Raw genomic sequence first — 17227 nt, 5'->3', positions numbered from 1 at the left:
CTATATAATGACCCAAAAAGCAAAAAGTAAGCAAACATAAAATCGTGGTGAGCAAAATACAAAATTAAATGCTTTTTTGTGAGCACCTTTAGTGATAATCTTAGCGCTACTCTTGCTCAGGATAAAAAAATGTCGCAGAAAAAGAGCGTAATTTTTAAAAATCTGCTGCCCGTGATCAAACAATATCAACAGGCAGGGTTTACGCATGAAAAAATAGTTGCTTTACTCAGAGACGAACATCATCTCGATTTAGTAACGACCGAGACATTTAAAAGCTATTTATACCGTTATGCAAAAGTGACCTCCACTCTTTCCGAGAATATAAAAATGCCGAATACGTTTAACACCCCCCGCGAAATTAAGAAATCGTCTAAGCTCGAGCATGTTTGCTACGACATTCGCGGACCTGTGTTACGAGCGGCCAATGAGATGGAAGAAGCTGGCCATAAAATTATTAAATTAAATATTGGTAACCCTGCTCCTTTTGGTTTTGAAGCACCTCAAGAAATTATTAACGACGTGGCACTCAACCTGCCTAATGCAATTGGTTATACCGACTCAAAAGGCATCTTCCCTGCGCGTAAAGCGATTTGTCAGTATTATCAACAAAAAGGCATCTTAAACATGCACGTGAACGACGTGTATGTCGGTAATGGCGTATCTGAACTGATCGTGATGGCAATGCAAGGCTTGCTCGACGATGGCGACGAAATGCTAGTGCCTATGCCAGATTATCCGCTTTGGACAGCAGCAGTTAACCTTTCTGGCGGTACAGCTATTCACTATAAATGTGATGAAGAAAATTTCTGGTATCCAGATATTGCCGACATGGAAAGTAAAATCACTCCGAATACTCGCGGTATCGTGGTGATTAACCCGAACAACCCAACAGGTGCAGTTTACCCACGTCATGTGCTTGAGCAAATTGTGGCTCTTGCGAAGAAATACGACTTAATTTTGTTTGCTGATGAAATTTACGACAAGATCGTTTATGACGGTATTGAACATGTTTCTGTTGCGTCATTGGCGGGCGATCAGCTGTGTATTTCTTTCAATGGCTTATCTAAAGCGTATCGAATTGCCGGTTACCGTTCAGGCTGGATGGCAATTACAGGCGATAAATCACGCGCGCTAGATTACATTGAAGGTTTAGACATGTTGGCGTCGATGCGTCTCTGTGCCAACCACCAAGCGCAATATGCGATTCAAACAGCTTTAGGCGGTTATCAATCAATTAATGATCTCATCCGTCCGGGCGGCCGTTTATATGAACAACGTAACATTGCTTGGGAAATGTTGAATGATATTCCAGGTGTGTCTTGTGTGAAACCAGAGGGTGCTATGTACTGCTTCCCTAAACTGGACCCTGAAATTTACCCAATTCAAGACGATGAGAAATTCATGCTAGATTTCCTCCGTGCTGAAAAAGTGCTTTTGGTTCAAGGTACGGGCTTTAACTGGCCGACACCTGATCATTTCCGTGTGGTGTTCTTGCCTGCTGAAAATGAACTACGTGAAGCACTCACTCGTTTAGGTCGTTTCTTGGCGAAAATGCGTTAATTCATAAGTGCTTTAAAAATAAAAAACCGTACGCCATGTACGGTTTTTTTATTACTGTATCTTTAAATTTGATTTCTTACTGTACGCACACCACAGCTATCTTTTTGAATAGTTAAATTTTTAAGAATTAATTTTTAGCTTAGACCTTAGTCAAAACTTTAAGATCTGTTGATTTTTCTACAGCATATTCATGTTATTTTTTAACCAATCATAAAAATACATGAGTACAGGATGTTCTCAAACAAAATTAAACTGAGCTTATTTCTCTGTCTAAGTATGTGCCTTGGCATCGGGATCTTACGTTTTTCCTATACCGCACTACTCCCTTCAACCCGTGAAGCATTTGGTTGGAGCCCAAGTTTTGCCAGCATCTTAGGCAGTGCCAATTTGCTCGGCTACTTGATCGGTGCATTTTGGGCCATGAAATTACCCCAAAATAAAAGCATGGTGAATTATATCCAACTCGCAGCTATTGCAGGGACACTCAGTTTACTCAGTTGTGCATTTTCAGGTTTTTCAGAACTTTGGTATAGCACTTGGCGCGTTATTTCAGGGATCAGCGGCGGCTTACTAATGATCCTCTCCCCAAGTGTCGTGGCCCAATGTTCACAGCTTCAAGACCGCTTTAAAATCAACTTTATTGGTTTCAGTGGTATTGGCTTAGGGGTGTTAATGGCAACGCTATTTTTGCCTTACATCCAACAAATTTCGACAATGTGGGCTTGGTTGATTTTGTTTGCTTTTTCAAGCCTGATTTGTATGTTACTCAGCGTCCTTTTGAAGAGTTTTAAATTACAGCTCACAACACTCACCGCGGTTCCAGCAGTAGAACATAAAGTCGATGGAATTTTCTATTGTCTCTTAATTGTGTATAGCACCAGTGCTTTTGCTTACGTGCCCCATTCATTATTTTGGATTGACTATTTAACTCACACCCTACACCTAAGCCCGATCGGGATCAATTTCAATTGGATTTTATATGGTCTGGGGAGTGCTTTAGGGGCATTTGCTGCTTACTGCCTAGCACAAAAACTGGGAAATATCAGCGCTCTTAAAATTTTATATAGCTGCTATGTCTTCGCGATTTTTATAGCGATCATTAATATCCATCCACTTTTTACTTTTTTATCTTCTTTTGCTACAGGCTTGCTCAATCCGGCAGTGGTTTTTCTCACCTCTTATACCATTCTGCAAATCTATGGTAGCGCCTATAAAAAGCTCTGGAGTATTGCAACCCTGTGCTTTGCATCTATTCAATTGATTGGCGGTATAAGCTTTAGTTTTTTACAGCGAATTGGTATTGATTATTCACAGCAATTTATTTTGGCCGCATGCTTGCTCTGCATTGGAACACTACAACTCTTTTGGTTTACTCGCACTGCAAAATTAAGTAAGCATCTCGTCTAGGTAGATCACAAGACATTCAACTACATCACCAATCATGTATATAAAGAAAAGACCTATTTAAATAGGTCTTTTCTTTTTGATAAATCGTGAATGGACTAAGCTTTTTTCAGCTTTTTCTTTAACTTTTTCAAAGCAGAATTATGCTTTGAAATTTTGTTCAACCTCGCTTTAATTTCCTTTTTAAGTGATTTGGTTTTCTTAGACAAATTCATCTCCTTCTCGTCTACGTATAAAACTTTAATTTCGTTCAATGAGTAAATCGTTTGGCCAAATGAACTTTGACTCACAAAGTCTTTAGCCTATTAATGATGTTGTTGACGCTGATTTCGTTGATGTGGCTGTTGTTTCTGTTTCTTTTGGTCTTGTTGCTGTTGCTGTTGCTGTTGCTGTTGCTGATCATTTTGCTGCTGTTGATCAGTTTGTTGGTTTTGTTGATGCTGTTTACGAGACATTTCATTTCTCCTTATCATCATAAGTGTCACAATGTACTGTTACTAGATGTACATCTACTAAAGGACAACAACCAATGTACCGCTAATTTTCATGGAACCAACCCGATAAATGTTTCGAATTACGTCATTGTAAAATTTCTGGAGAATAATTAATTTGAAATCAATCCCCCTCTATTTTCTGCATTACTTAAGTTCACTCGAATAGTGTGGTTTTAAACTTTTAGTAACACAAGCATGCCAGACCATCTGATTGATTGCGTGAAGTCATCTGTTTATCTCATCTTATTTAATGGCATTGAGTAACCCTTTTTCTGTGTGTTTAATTAATTCCCATAAAAAAGGACTGAATCATTCAGTCCTTTTTACCTAGCCTTTTTATACATCTAGCTTTTTTACACCTAGATTGGCAAATAAACTTAGTCCATATGCTCAATGATGGCTTGTCCAAACTCTGAACAACGTAATAGTTTTGCACCTTGCATGAGTCGTTCAAAATCATAAGTCACTGTTTTGGCTTCAATCGCCCCCGCAATACCTTTAATAATCAGATCTGCGGCTTCTTTCCAGCCCATATTTCGGAGCATCATTTCTGCAGACAGAATAATAGACCCTGGGTTTACTTTGTCTTGACCCGCATATTTAGGCGCAGTGCCATGTGTCGCTTCATATACTTGTACAGCGCCACCAATATTGGCACCCGGTGCAATACCAATACCGCCAACTTCAGCCGCCAGAGCATCTGAAATATAGTCACCGTTTAAATTTAGGGTAGCAATGACTGAATAATCAGTCGGACGCATCAGAATCTGTTGTAAAAAAGCGTCTGCGATCGCATCTTTAATCACGATCTCTTTGCCAGTTTTCGGATTTTTTATTTTGACCCAAGGACCGCCATCCAGCAGTTCACCACCAAAGCGCTCAACTGCGACTTCATAACCCCACTCTTTAAACGCACCTTCGGTATATTTCATGATATTGCCTTTATGCACCAAGGTGACATTCGGCTTATCGTTATCAATGGCGAATTGAATAGCTTTCCGAACCAAACGCTGAGAACCTTCTTTAGATACAGGCTTAATACCGATACCGCAATTTTCCTCAAAGCGAATCTTAGTGACGCCCATTTCCTCTTTGAGAAATTTGATCATTTTCTTGGCTTCAGGCGAATCTGCTTTCCATTCGATCCCTGCGTAAATATCTTCTGAGTTCTCTCGGAAGATCACCATGTCTGTACGTTCAGGATGCTGAACAGGTGAAGGAACGCCCTTAAACCAACGTACTGGGCGCACACAGACGTAGAGATCTAATTCTTGACGTAGTGCAACATTTAGCGAACGAATACCGCCACCGACAGGCGTCGTTAACGGCCCTTTAATTGAAACTACAAATTCACGTAAAGCCTCAAAGGTTTCTTCGGGCATATAGGTGCCATAAATTTTATTGGCTTTTTCACCACAATAAACTTCCATCCATTCTATGGCACGTTTTCCACCATAAGCTTTTTGTACTGCTGCATTCACCACGGTTTTCATCACGGGCGTGATATCAACACCAATACCATCGCCTTCAATAAATGGAATAATTGGATTATTGGGAACATTGAATGATAAGTCTGAATTTACTGTAATTTTTGTCCCATCCACTGGAACGACGATCTTCTGATAACCCATTTTTATGATCCTCCCTGAGAAGCGAGTGAAAAAATAATTTCTGTTTGATAAGACTTTTAATTGCGCTTCACGCATAATACTCTAAAGCAAATCTACCTTTTTTGAGATTTAGATGGGAAATAGCTGCATTTCCCTATTGAATAAATCTTAACCAATTTGAATTATTGTATTTAATAGAAGTTATTTCCTATGAAAATCGTCATCTTAAACAAGCCATATGACGTGCTCTCCCAATTCCGTAAAGACGAAGCGCATATGACCATATCTGACTTCGTGGACGATCCTAGTCTACGTATTGCAGGTCGTTTAGATATGGACTCCGAAGGTTTGGTATTTTTAACCGATCATGGTGGTTTAAATCAGTACATCACCAATCCTGAAAATAAAAAGTTCAAAACTTACTTAGTGCAAGTCGATGGCGACATCACAGAAGAAGCGCTTGAACAATTACGTAAAGGCGTTGAGCTAAAAGATGGTATGACTTTGCCAGCCAAAGCCATTAAAGTACAACAACCAGAATGGTTATGGGAACGTGATCCTCCTGTACGTTTCCGTGCAAACATTCCAACCTCTTGGGTTGAAATCCAAATTTGTGAAGGCCGTAACCGCCAAGTTCGTCGTATGACTTCAGCAGTGGGTTTCCCGACTTTACGTTTAATTCGTACACGTATTGGTGCAATCGATTTAGTTCAATTGGCTTTAGAACCAGGTGAAACCAAAGAAATTGAGCCTTTACTGTACCCTGACTTTCAAAACGTACCTGCAGAAGAACCTTACCGTTCGCGCTCTTATGTGAAAAAACCAGGCGGTACAGGTGGTAAGCCAATGGTTCGTAAGAATAAAGATGGATCCGTGAAAAAGTCTGGTACAAAACGTATCTGGCAAATGGATGAGAGCGAAAAACCAAAACGCCGTACCAATGGTACAACTCGTCCGAATACTAAAGCCCCACGTGGCCGCGCTCGTAACGGACGTTAAGATTTAAGAATTAAAGCTCACGAAAGTGGGCTTTATTTCTCTAGGAAAAATTCTGCACCAAATTTTAATTCATTACATTTATAAACAAACAATCTAAGTTTCTTACTTAAATTTTTTCCATTTTTACAAGTAAAATTTATATTAAATTCAACCAATAATTCTTGTTCACGATTTAATAAATCTATTTGAAAATCCGTTAATTCTAAATTTATTTCTTGAATCACTCCTTTTTCTACACGGTCAATTTTTACTGCTAATAATTGCTTGCCACTTTCTTTAATTCTAAGATCAAAGATTTCTTCTCCAAAATTAATTAATTTAAAAATAACTTTGACAAATACATTTTGTTTTGAAGTTAATAGATGACTATTCGCTGAATTCCTATCAACATCTTGACCTAATACATTAAAAACTTCTGTATTAGAAATAAAAAATAGAGGCTCGAATAGCTTCTGCTGCTCAGCAAATTGATTTTTCTGAATAGTCACTAATTCTTTTTGTTGCTCAACATTTTTTTTCATCTCATCAATTTGCAACTGCAATGCTTTTTCTTGCTGTTCCAAAGCTTTGGTATTTTGATCTAATTGTTTACCTTGCTGGAGATACCCGAGTATTAACCAAAGAAAAGCAACTGGAGCAAATATACCTGCAAGGAAATCCCCTAGTGAATTCAGCTCTCTATTGGTAAATACAAAATTGTTTTGAACGCAAAACAGTCCTATAACTAAGAACCAAACTACAGTTATCGAAATTCCAATTATTAAATTTTTACTATTCATTTTCTAATAAAAAACCCATACCTAAGTATGGGTTTTACATGAAAATTAAATACTTATCAAATTAAGCTTTTAACCACTTCTCAGCTTTAGCCTGATCTTCAACTTTAAGTTCAACTTCCGTCAATTCTGAACCTGCCGCTTCTACTTCAAAGCTCATCAACTCATCACGGCGGAATGCCAGTACGGTATAAGTTCCGTCTTGCTTGGCATATTTTTCTGCCAATTTAACGGTTGCTTTTAGACCATCAATTGCAATAATCACATCGTTCGCAGACAAGCCAGCTTTTGCTGCTGCACCATCACGGCGAGCGGACTGAACCAACATTCCTTCAGGCTTATCAGCAAGTTTTAGACCAAATGGCAATGATTTGTCATTTTTAAGCGTGTAGCTTAGGCCAAACTCAGGGAATAATTGGTCTAACGGCAATTCATCCGTAGTATTAATCAAATGATTGATTTGTTCTAACCAATCATCACCCGTCAATTCATTGCATAAATTGAAAATAGTCCGTTCATTCACTTGAATGCCATTTTGCGCATTTGCATATAATTTACGCATTAGGGCATCAAGACTTGAACCACGTAGACGTAAGCCAAGATCTAAACATAGCGCCACGAGGCAGCCTTTGTTGTAGTAACTTGTACCTGCATTATTTGAGTTTTCATCCTGACGGTAGAATTTCACCCATGCATCAAAGCTTGATTCAGCAACAGTTTGAATTTCACGACCTGGATTTTGTAAATAGCGATCAATTTGTGCTTTCAAAAGCTTGATATATGAATCCTGATTAATCACGCCGCTGCGCAATAAAATCAAATCATCATAATACGATGTAAAACCTTCAAATATCCAAAGCAAAGAAGTGTAGCCTTCTTTGTTCAAATCATAATTCACAAAGTTTTCTGGACGGATAAATTTTACTAACCATGAATGGAAATATTCATGGCTGCATAAACCTAAGAAACGTTGATAATCTGCCGAAGGCTCTACAGGTTCATTAGCTTTTGGTAAATCATCACGCGGGCTAATTAAACTCGTACTGTTTGGATGTTCCAAACCACCATAGCTATTCGCCGTTGCCATGGTCATAAAGGTATAGTCTTTAAATGGTGCTGAACCAAACATGGAAATTTCTGTCGAACAAATTTTTTCAATGTCTTGCTGCATACGCTGCGCGTTCATGGCATGTTTGCCCGAAACCACAAATTCGTGTGGAATGCCGTTGGCTTCAAAACTGAAACGGGTTTGTTCCGCCAATTCAAACGGTGCATCAATTAACTGAGCATAGTTATCAGCATACAAGGTATAACGACCTTTCACTAAACTTTTTGACTTCAATCCAGTCGCAAGTTGGAAATGTTTTAACTCTGGTGGCAAGAATACTTCAATCTCAATAGCTGTATGTTCTTGGTCAACTAAACCTAAACATGCGCAAGCTGGATTGACGTATAAACGGCTTTGATCAACATAAGCACCACGGACCGACAAATCGAAGGCATATACATCATATTCAACCGTGATCAACTCATGATCTGTATTGAATAAGCGCCATTTATTTTTTTCAAATTTCTCAATTTGTAACAAACGCCCATCTTCATCATAAGCTCGAACAGCTTCGATATGCTTCGAAAATTCTCGGATTAAGTAACTTCCGGGAATCCAAGTTGGTAAAGAAAGCACCTGTGTTGGATTTGCCAAGAAACGTGCAGTGACATGGACTAGATGCTGACGATAATCGTCAAATTCGATTTGATAATGCAACATAATGGGCGATATAAAATTAGTAAAAGATAACTTATCAATTAGATTAACATTTTTTACAACTGAATGCGGAACTGTCGCAATTGTCTACAATTATGACTAGTCAGCAGAAAAAAAAAGGCATAGCATGCCTAAAAATTTTTTCGTTTTACCACCAACGGAATGGTTGGTTAAGGAACCTCATTGAAACACGTGATCTACCTCATCGCGCTGCTTAGTTTTCTATGCTCCACGATAGCAAATGCTGCCCTTTTAAATATTGTCCCTGAAACTGTTGAAGCTGAAGCTTGGACCATTTTAGACCCTCAATCGGGTCAAGTGATAGCAGAACATAATAGCCATGTTCAGCGTGCCCCTGCTTCACTTACCAAAATGATGGTGGCTTATATTGCTTTAAAGGAAATTAAAGCAGGTCATTTAAAGAAAAATGAAATCCTAACCGCAACCCCAGTTGTACAAGTGGTTCAATGGGATGAATCACAAATGTATCTCAAAGCAGGCGAACAAATTTCAGTTGATCAGCTTTTAGCAGGTCTTGTGGTCATGTCTGCCAATGATGCCGCTGTGACTTTAGCTGAACGCATTTCTGGTGATATTCCAAAATTTATTGAACGCATGAACAAAGAAGCTAAAGCTTTGGGCATGAATGATACCAATTTTCAAAATCCAGCCGGTATTACCATGCCAGAACATTATTCATCGGCGGCTGACCTTGCACGTTTAGGGCAAGCACTGGTGACTGAAACACCTGACTATTTGAATTATTCTAAACAACAAAGTTTTAGTTATAATCACCGTTTCCACCATGCAACTAATATTTTACTCAAACAAGATCCTACCGTTGATGGCTTAAAAACAGGTTTTACTAAAGCTGCAGGTTATAATTTAGCTTTAACAGCCAACCGTTTGATCGCGAATCCTGACGCGCCAGAACGTCGTTTGATTGTTGTGGTATTAGGGGCAAAAAGTGGATTAAAACGTGCAGAAGTAGCACACAACCTCATGAACTTGGCTTATACCTATACACGTAATGAAGTTGCAATCAAAGATAAGCAATTAATTGCAGAATTACCTGTGGTTAAATCAACCTTGAAAATATTTAAGGTAGAAACTCAACAACCTAAACTGATTACAACTTCACTTTATGATCAAGCTTATGCCATCGATTTAAAAGCGTTTGATCCTATGCAGCAACGTATTCTTTTAAATACCGGCAATGGTCAAATTCAAGCCATTGAACCACTTCATGAAACGCAGACTAAATTGAGTGTTGAAGTGAAGGAAAAAGAACTTACTGCGCCTTTGGCTGAAGTGATGAAATTAGCGACCGTTACGGTTTATCAAAATAACCAACTGATTAATACCTTTGATATTGAAGATGACGTACAAATTGAAGAAGCCAATGTTTTTGAGCGTTTCATGATGTGGATCAAAGGCCTTTTTAGCATCTTTAATACGGATGCAGCAGAAGTTAAAACCTACCCTCTAGGTCAATGATGTGATTATGTAACTTGTAAGACAATTCGTTATTCGTGCAAAAAAGAAGATGGCATACTCGTGCCATCTTCTTTTTTTCAACAATAATAAAATAGGGAATTCAATGAATAACGCTGATGACTCCAAGTTACACCATATTGTCATTGTCGGTGGTGGTGCCGGTGGTTTAGAACTGGTCACTCAACTCGGTGATTTACTCGGTAAAAAAAAGAAAGCGCGTATTACCCTCGTTGACATGAAACTCACGCATGTTTGGAAGCCCCTCTTACATGAAATTGCCGCAGGTACAATGTCGGTTAGTGAAGAAGAAATTAACTATTATGCGCATGCTGCGAAGCATCATTATGAATTTGTGTTGGCTAAGTTTGAAGATGTCAATCCTGCTGAAAAAACTATTCAGCTTAGCAAAGTCCAACAAGGTAAATATGAATCTACTCAAGAACAACTGCAACTGAGTTATGATACCCTTGTTCTTGCTTTAGGCTCAGTTTCCAACGATTTCAACACGCCAGGCGTGTATGAACATTGCCACTATTTGGACAGTCTGCAACAAGCTGAAATCTTCCAACAAGATCTCTTACAGTTGTATTTGGATGCGCAAAATAGCAATACAGCACGTGAGTTGAAAATTGCCATTATTGGCGCAGGTGCAACGGGGGTTGAACTTTCAGCAGAATTGGTTGAAGCCAAAAATAATTTTTATAAATATGGTTTAAATAAAATTCATCCTCAAAGCGTACAGATCAATTTGATTGAAGGTGCTGATCGGATTCTGCCTGCACTCCCTGAAAAAATGGCCGAGCATGCACAGCAGCAATTACAACGCATGAAAATTGAGGTCTTAACCTCTAAACGTGTGGAAAAAGTCGATGCTGAACATGTTTATTTTAATGATGGAAGCAAAATTAAAGCCGAACTAAAAGTTTGGGCGGCAGGCATTAAAACACCAGAAGTAATTTCTAAACTTGAAGGCTTTGAAAAAGACCACATGGGGCGTTTAAGTGTGTATGCAACACTACAAACCAAAGCACACCCTGACATTTTCGCGTTTGGTGATTGTGCTCATTGCCAACCGCGCGCAGATGAACCCGTCCTCGGCCCACGCGCTCAAGTGGCCAGCCAACAAGCGTCTTTTCTTGTGGATTGCTTAAAAGCACGTATCCGTGGTCAGCAACTCCCAATGTTCGTATTTTCAGACAAAGGCTCTCTAGTCTCATTAAGCAAGCATAAAGCGGTTGGTGAACTTTTAGGTCAGGTCAATGTTCAAGGCTTTGTTGCCAAATCAATGTATGTTTCATTGTATCGAATGCATCAAGCCACAATTTACGGCTACGCACATGCAGGACTATTAACGGCTAAAGATTTTGTTACACGAAAAATTGCGCCTAAAATTAAATTGCATTGAAATTTACAGATTTGCCCCGATTAATGAAAAAAGCATCATAAGCATTTAAAAATTGCATTTTTTTGATAAATTTAGTCTACAAAAGTGCAATTTCACTTTATGATGTAACCCTTAAAAAATTGAATGGATCAATAACATGACTGCTATTGCAAATAACTCTGTGGTTTCTTTCCACTACACATTGACTAATGCAGAGGGTGAAACTCTCGACCAATCTCAAGGTGAGCCACTAGCATATTTGCACGGCGCTGGTAACATCATTCCAGGTCTTGAAAAAGCTCTTTTAGGCAAAACAGTTGGTGAAAAATTCACTGTAACTGTACCTGCTGCTGAAGGTTATGGCGAATACAATCCTGATCTCGTTCAAGAAGTTCCTGCTCAAATGTTCCAAGGCGTGGATAACATCCAACCAGGTATGCAATTCCAAGCTCAAACTGATGACGGCGTTCAAATCGTGACAGTTAAAGCGGTTGAAGGCGACAACGTTGTTGTTGATGCGAACTTTCCACTTGCTGGTCAAGATTTAACTTTCGAAGTTGAAATCGTTGAAATCCGTGAGGCTTCTGCTGAAGAACTTGAACACGGTCACGTACACGGTGCAGGCGGTCACCACCACTAAGATCTTCTGATCTCTAGTGCAAAAAGGCAAAGTTTTTACTTTGCCTTTTTTATTGCGCCTGATATAGGTATGCCATATAAGAACTTTTCAAACTATTAAATACAAAAAAGCAGGCCACGGCCTGCTTTTTTAAAACGGATAATTAATTCTTATGAATTAACGACGTTGGTTATAAATCTGCTGCGCTGCAGGTAGATTTTTACGCATCGCTTCAATACGTTGTGAGTTTGATGGATGCGTAGAAAGGAATGATGAACCTCCCGCACCTTCAAGCTTGTTCATTTTTTCCCAAAGTGTAATCGCCGCTTGTGGGTTATAACCTGCACGTGCCATTAACATTAAACCACCTTGGTCAGCACGGCTTTCCAGAGAACGTGAATACGGTAACCCTATACCAATTTGACTACCTAACTGCGCAGCAGCAGTGCCCAATTGACCGACATTATTGCCTGCGGCACTTAAACCAATATTCAGCGCAAGATCCGTTAAGGCTTGAGCACCCAATTTACTTTTTGCATGTTCTTCAAGAGCATGGACCATTTCATGTCCCATAACCGCCGCAATTTCTGCATCAGTTAAATTTAGTTTATTGACGATACCTGTATAAAATACAACTTTACCGCCTGGAGCGACAAAGGCATTGACTTGGTCTGATTTCATGACTGCCAATTGCCATTGGAACGCATGACCCGTTTGGTTCATTTGGTCTGCAAATGGGCGAAGTTTGAGGAATACTGAATTAATTCGTTTATACGTACTTGATGAAGTATCTAACTGATTTTTAGAACGCGCATCCGCCACCATTTTGTTATAACTTTGTGTTGCTTGCGCGTTCAATGTAGCAGTATCCGCTCCTGCCATATCTGCCACTGTCGCACAGCCCGAAATCGTCATTACACCGGCCATACACAGGCTCGTTAGAATTATTTTTTTCATTAAGGATACTCCAGACCATTAAAATATAAGTGAATTTATGGATATTATATTCTTATGGTTTGGAGCTTAAAACGAAGTTATAGCGACTTATAATAGTATTTATGTAATTTTTTTAAGCTGAAAATTGAAGAACCAACCAATAGATTAAACAAACCACATTCAAGCCCAAATACACATGCATTAATGGCTTAATTTTTTCTTCTAACTGCACATTTTTTCGCTTAAAAAATAGGACAGCATTTTGTATCAAAACTATGGGCACAAGAATACAGGCAATAATCACCGACAACCCAATCAGGGCTTGATAAATTAATTGTGGATCTTGAGTTTGGGCACGAATGATCATCATAGCAATAGTGGGTGCTCCCCCCATCGCAAATAATAAAGAATAAAAAATGGTGGTCGAAATATTCTTTTGCATCCTGCACTTCTCTTCCTAATTTAAATTGCATTTTAGCAACTCACCACAAAGTGTATAGCATACTAAAATGCAACTTTAGTCTTGAAAACCGCAGATATTAACGACGTACACTCGATGGTGTCGCATTTTTATAATATTGCTGCGCTTCCGGCATCATTTTTTGCATAGCAGCAATACGGTCATTATTGCTTGGGTGTGTAGACATAAATTTGCTCAGTGCGTCGTTGCCACTGTTATCATTCGCATTCATTTTTTTCCACAATGAAATCGCCGCTTCTGGATTGTATCCAGCCTTTGCCATCATCACTAGGCCACCTTTATCCGCGCGACTTTCCAAATTACGTGAATACGGCAAGCCCACACCAAATTGACTCCCCAAGTCAAGCAAGGTTGCACCATAGCCACCTGCTGCATTACCTACGTATTGTGAACCGATACTCACTGCAAGATTAGTCAGTGCAGAAGCACCAATTTTATTTTTTGCATGTTCCTCTAAGGCATGAACCATTTCGTGACCCATGATTGCAGCGACCTCATCATCCGTAAGTTTGAGTGTTTCGACGATTCCTGTATAGAAAACAACTTTCCCGCCGGGTGCGACATAGGCATTGATTTCTTTAGACTTGATCACGGCAACTTTCCACTCAAAAGCTTGACCCGTTTGATTCATCTGATCTGCAAATGGTTTCATTTTCCAGAAAACACGGTTTACTTTTTGATAAGTCGCAGACTTGGTATCGAGCACTTGTTTGGTCTGTGCGTCTTTCAGCATTGCGTTATAAGACTGTGTTGCCTGTAAGTTCAAAGATGCAGAATCAGCACCTGCAAGATCAGCAATCGTGGTACAACCTGATAAAGAAGCTGCTACGGCAAAGCATGCCAAAGATTTTTTATAATTCATCATGATCTCTAGTTATTTATAAAGAGTGTCAAATATATACAAAAAATTGACTGACTCAATATTTTTATACTTATTTTTTTCAAAATCTTTATTTTTCCATCATTTAAATTTAATCAACTTTTTTGAAGTTGTATTCTTCGTTATATAAAAAAGCCCCGCTTTCGCGAGGCTTTTACATCTTAATTCAACAACATTATGCGTCGAATGGATGACGTAATACGATTGTTTCATCTCGGTCTGGACCAGTTGAAATGATGTCGATTGGACATTCAATCAATTGCTCTAAACGTTTCACGTAGTTAATTGCATTTTGTGGCAATTGATCTAGTGATTTCGCACCGAAAGTAGACTCAGACCAACCTGGCATAGTTTCATAGATTGGTTTTAAAGTTTCAAATGCAAGCGCATCAGAAGAACCTACACAACCAGAATCAGCTGCTTCGTAACCTACACAGATTTTCACTTCTTCTAAACCATCTAGAACGTCTAGTTTAGTTAAGCAAATACCAGAAAGTGAGTTTACTTCTACTGAGCGACGTAGAATTTCAGCATCGAACCAACCACAACGACGTTGACGGCCAGTAGACGCACCAAACTCAGAACCGACAGTACCCAAGTGTTTACCGATCGCATCACCAACATCGTTAGCAGCATCATAAACAAGTTCAGTTGGGAACGGACCAGCACCTACACGAGTTGTGTAAGCTTTAGTGATACCCAATACATAGTCAAGGTGCAATGGCCCAAGACCTGAACCAGAGCTTACGCCACCAGCAGTTGTGTTTGAAGAAGTAACATACGGGTATGTACCGTGATCAACGTCAAGAAGTGAACCTTGCGCGCCTTCAAACATGATTTTCTTACCTGCTTTACGGTAAGCATGAAGTTCACCAGTCACGTCCATCACCATAGGTTCGATGACTTTACGCCATTCGTCACATAGAGCGATCACATCTTCAACTTTAACTGCTTCAACACCGAAGAATTGAGTCAATTGGAAGTTATGGTATTCAAGAAGCTCTTCTAGTTGAGCTTTAAGATGAGCACCACCACGAACCAAGTCAGCAACACGGATTGCACGACGAGCCACTTTGTCTTCGTATGCAGGACCGATACCACGACCTGTTGTACCAATTTTCGCATTGCCACGTTTTTTCTCACGTGCTTGGTCAAGGGCGATATGGTGTGGAAGGATCAATGGACAGTTTGGAGAAATACGTAGACGTTCACGTACAGGCACGCCTTCTTTTTCTAAAACTTCCATTTCGTGGATTAAAGCTTCAGGTGATAAAACAACACCATTACCAATTAAGCACAATACGTTGTCACGTAAAATACCAGATGGAATGAGGTGTAAAACAGTTTTCTTACCACCAACCACAAGTGTATGACCTGCGTTGTGTCCGCCTTGATAGCGAACTACCGCAGCCGCTTGATCTGTGAGCAGGTCGACGATCTTACCTTTACCTTCGTCGCCCCATTGGGTACCAAGTACCACAACATTCTTGCCCATAATAGCCTCATTGCATCATGCTGTTAAAATTGGAAAAAACGTGTGTGCCCGCAGGCACATCCGAGATTAAATTTGTTTGATTGTCCACTCGCCATTTGCATTCACCAACTGGTGCGTTGCATACGGTGCTGAGCTTAAATCATCATTACCTAACAATTGAACAACACTGAATCCTTCGGTACGTGCTGCCTCAATTGCCTTTAATAAATCTGCTTCGATGCCTTTTGGTGCAACCAAAACTTGGCTTTTTTGAACTTGACCTGCAGTTAATGCATATAAGTCACAAGAGAAACCTGTTGCTGGACGCGCGCGACCGAAGTGTTCACCAATACCATCATAGCGACCGCCTTGAGCCAATGGCGCAGCGCGGTTTGGCGCATATACGGCATACATTAAACCAGTGTGATAGTGATATGAACGAAGTTCAACCACATCGATACCAATATGTAGTTCTGGCCAACGCACCTGAATTGCGGCTTGTGTCGATTTCACTGCATCAAATGCAAGTTTAAATGCTTCGTTATTTAAAACTTCAGCCGTTAAATTGGCTTGCAGTGCATCTAAGTCACTTGCAAAACGACCTAATGTATAGAAGTCAGCACCATTTGGAATGCTTTGTGTGAATTCAGCAAGTTCAGGTAGCGCTTTACGTTGATACAAGTCAGATAACTGACGTTCAACTGCTTTGCTCAAGCCAGCTTGTTTCACCATGCTGCGGAATAAACCGACATGCCCTAAATCAAGATGAATACCATCTGCATGACCTGCTTTAGCAAGCAAGTTGATCATGACATCAATCAGTTCAACGTCAGCATCAATGCTGTCTGAACCAAATAATTCTGCACCTAACTGTAAAGGTGCACGTGTGGTATTAAAACCCTGTGGCTTAGTATGTAGTACTGTACCAGCGTAGCAATAACGAGCTACACCTTCGACAGGATGTACATGCGCATCAATACGAGCCACTTGTGGTGTCATATCGGCACGCACACCAAGCAAACGACCTGAAAGTTGGTCGATCACTTTAAAAGTGGCTAAGTCTAAATCTTGATTCGATTCTGAAAGAGAAGATAGAGATTCGATGTATTCAATGAATGGCGTGTACACCAACTGATAACCTCGAGATGCGAGGAAATCTAATGCTTCACGACGCAAAGATTCAATCACTTGCGCCTGTTCTGGCAGTACATCAGCTACACCATCAGGTAATAACCATGTCTCTGAAATGGGCATGTTGTAAACCTAAATTCTTGTCAGCGCGGAACAAATCCGCATAAAAAAATCGGGAGCACACCCGATTTCTCCTAGTTTAGCACGATAGTTTTAC

General features: G+C 39.8%; 15 protein-coding genes. 6 read left to right on the top strand and 9 right to left on the bottom strand.

Features of this window, described 5'->3' with window-relative positions:
* Positions 1-129 precede the first annotated feature (129 nt).
* Entirely contained in the window at positions 130-1560 is a 1431-nt protein-coding gene (locus tag FTU34_RS02635; protein WP_078189059.1) for a pyridoxal phosphate-dependent aminotransferase, read from the top strand.
* A 231-nt stretch (positions 1561-1791) separates the two neighbouring features.
* Entirely contained in the window at positions 1792-2967 is a 1176-nt protein-coding gene (locus tag FTU34_RS02630) for a YbfB/YjiJ family MFS transporter (protein ID WP_180034638.1), read from the top strand.
* 302 nt (positions 2968-3269) lie between these two features.
* Here the strand turns inward: FTU34_RS02630 and FTU34_RS02625 are convergent, their stop codons facing one another.
* Both FTU34_RS02625 and icd read right to left on the bottom strand, forming a co-directional pair.
* The gene (locus FTU34_RS02625) at positions 3270-3419 is read right to left on the bottom strand and encodes a hypothetical protein (RefSeq protein WP_171319314.1); all 150 of its coding nucleotides are present in this window, start codon (positions 3417-3419) and stop codon (positions 3270-3272) included.
* 416 nt (positions 3420-3835) lie between these two features.
* On the bottom strand, positions 3836-5089 hold the full coding sequence (gene icd, locus FTU34_RS02620) for an NADP-dependent isocitrate dehydrogenase (RefSeq protein WP_180034637.1): 1254 nt from the start codon (positions 5087-5089) through the stop codon (positions 3836-3838).
* Positions 5090-5278: 189 nt separating this feature from the next.
* Here icd and FTU34_RS02615 point away from each other — a divergent pair, with 189 nt between their 5' ends.
* Positions 5279-6067, top strand: coding sequence for an rRNA large subunit pseudouridine synthase E (locus FTU34_RS02615; protein WP_180034636.1), 789 nt, complete (start codon positions 5279-5281; stop codon positions 6065-6067).
* 32 nt (positions 6068-6099) lie between these two features.
* On the opposite strand, the gene FTU34_RS02610 is transcribed toward FTU34_RS02615, so the two are convergent.
* Positions 6100-6846, bottom strand: coding sequence for a hypothetical protein (locus FTU34_RS02610; RefSeq protein WP_180034635.1), 747 nt, complete (start codon positions 6844-6846; stop codon positions 6100-6102).
* Between the two features lie 61 nt (positions 6847-6907).
* On the bottom strand, positions 6908-8611 hold the full coding sequence (locus FTU34_RS02605; RefSeq protein ID WP_180034634.1) for a M61 family metallopeptidase: 1704 nt from the start codon (positions 8609-8611) through the stop codon (positions 6908-6910).
* A gap of 180 nt (positions 8612-8791) precedes the next feature.
* Here FTU34_RS02605 and FTU34_RS02600 point away from each other — a divergent pair, with 180 nt between their 5' ends.
* The 3 genes from FTU34_RS02600 to FTU34_RS02590 all read left to right on the top strand — a co-directional run bounded on the left by FTU34_RS02600 (position 8792) and on the right by FTU34_RS02590 (position 12129).
* Entirely contained in the window at positions 8792-10105 is a 1314-nt protein-coding gene (locus tag FTU34_RS02600) for a D-alanyl-D-alanine carboxypeptidase PBP6B (protein ID WP_111885897.1), read from the top strand.
* A gap of 103 nt (positions 10106-10208) precedes the next feature.
* On the top strand, positions 10209-11510 hold the full coding sequence (locus FTU34_RS02595; RefSeq protein ID WP_180034633.1) for an NAD(P)/FAD-dependent oxidoreductase: 1302 nt from the start codon (positions 10209-10211) through the stop codon (positions 11508-11510).
* Positions 11511-11646: 136 nt separating this feature from the next.
* Entirely contained in the window at positions 11647-12129 is a 483-nt protein-coding gene (locus FTU34_RS02590; RefSeq protein WP_078194383.1) for a peptidylprolyl isomerase, read from the top strand.
* A 156-nt stretch (positions 12130-12285) separates the two neighbouring features.
* Here FTU34_RS02590 and FTU34_RS02585 read toward each other — a convergent pair whose 3' ends face one another.
* The 5 genes from FTU34_RS02585 to FTU34_RS02565 all read right to left on the bottom strand — a co-directional run bounded on the left by FTU34_RS02585 (position 12286) and on the right by FTU34_RS02565 (position 17133).
* Positions 12286-13065, bottom strand: a complete 780-nt coding sequence (locus FTU34_RS02585; protein ID WP_180034632.1) for a M48 family metallopeptidase — start codon at positions 13063-13065, stop codon at positions 12286-12288.
* Between the two features lie 112 nt (positions 13066-13177).
* Positions 13178-13486, bottom strand: coding sequence for a hypothetical protein (locus FTU34_RS02580; RefSeq protein ID WP_078194385.1), 309 nt, complete (start codon positions 13484-13486; stop codon positions 13178-13180).
* A gap of 97 nt (positions 13487-13583) precedes the next feature.
* Positions 13584-14387 (bottom strand): M48 family metallopeptidase, encoded by an 804-nt coding sequence (locus FTU34_RS02575; RefSeq protein WP_180034631.1) that lies wholly within the window; start codon positions 14385-14387, stop codon positions 13584-13586.
* Between the two features lie 193 nt (positions 14388-14580).
* Positions 14581-15900, bottom strand: coding sequence for an adenylosuccinate synthase (locus tag FTU34_RS02570; protein WP_078189071.1), 1320 nt, complete (start codon positions 15898-15900; stop codon positions 14581-14583).
* Positions 15901-15966: 66 nt separating this feature from the next.
* On the bottom strand, positions 15967-17133 hold the full coding sequence (locus FTU34_RS02565) for an ATP phosphoribosyltransferase regulatory subunit (RefSeq protein ID WP_180034630.1): 1167 nt from the start codon (positions 17131-17133) through the stop codon (positions 15967-15969).
* Positions 17134-17227: the final 94 nt, after the last annotated feature.

The organism is Acinetobacter sp. YH12094, from assembly GCF_013419295.1.
Classification (GTDB): domain Bacteria; phylum Pseudomonadota; class Gammaproteobacteria; order Pseudomonadales; family Moraxellaceae; genus Acinetobacter; species Acinetobacter amyesii.
The sequence above is the reverse complement of the archived record's forward strand: the minus strand, read 5'-3'. Positions and strand labels throughout refer to the sequence as shown.

Bases quoted from the DNA above. Each gene is read 5' to 3' on its own strand.
- FTU34_RS02635 (WP_078189059.1), top strand. From the start codon at position 130: ATGTCGCAGAAAAAGAGCGTAATTTTTAAAAATCTGCTGCCCGTGATC.
- FTU34_RS02630 (WP_180034638.1), top strand. From the start codon at position 1,792: ATGTTCTCAAACAAAATTAAACTGAGCTTATTTCTCTGTCTAAGTATG.
- FTU34_RS02625 (WP_171319314.1), bottom strand. From the start codon at position 3,419: ATGTCTCGTAAACAGCATCAACAAAACCAACAAACTGATCAACAGCAG.
- icd (WP_180034637.1), bottom strand. From the start codon at position 5,089: ATGGGTTATCAGAAGATCGTCGTTCCAGTGGATGGGACAAAAATTACA.
- FTU34_RS02615 (WP_180034636.1), top strand. From the start codon at position 5,279: ATGAAAATCGTCATCTTAAACAAGCCATATGACGTGCTCTCCCAATTC.
- FTU34_RS02610 (WP_180034635.1), bottom strand. From the start codon at position 6,846: ATGAATAGTAAAAATTTAATAATTGGAATTTCGATAACTGTAGTTTGG.
- FTU34_RS02605 (WP_180034634.1), bottom strand. From the start codon at position 8,611: ATGTTGCATTATCAAATCGAATTTGACGATTATCGTCAGCATCTAGTC.
- FTU34_RS02595 (WP_180034633.1), top strand. From the start codon at position 10,209: ATGAATAACGCTGATGACTCCAAGTTACACCATATTGTCATTGTCGGT.
- FTU34_RS02590 (WP_078194383.1), top strand. From the start codon at position 11,647: ATGACTGCTATTGCAAATAACTCTGTGGTTTCTTTCCACTACACATTG.
- FTU34_RS02585 (WP_180034632.1), bottom strand. From the start codon at position 13,065: ATGAAAAAAATAATTCTAACGAGCCTGTGTATGGCCGGTGTAATGACG.
- FTU34_RS02580 (WP_078194385.1), bottom strand. From the start codon at position 13,486: ATGCAAAAGAATATTTCGACCACCATTTTTTATTCTTTATTATTTGCG.
- FTU34_RS02575 (WP_180034631.1), bottom strand. From the start codon at position 14,387: ATGAATTATAAAAAATCTTTGGCATGCTTTGCCGTAGCAGCTTCTTTA.
- FTU34_RS02570 (WP_078189071.1), bottom strand. From the start codon at position 15,900: ATGGGCAAGAATGTTGTGGTACTTGGTACCCAATGGGGCGACGAAGGT.
- FTU34_RS02565 (WP_180034630.1), bottom strand. From the start codon at position 17,133: ATGCCCATTTCAGAGACATGGTTATTACCTGATGGTGTAGCTGATGTA.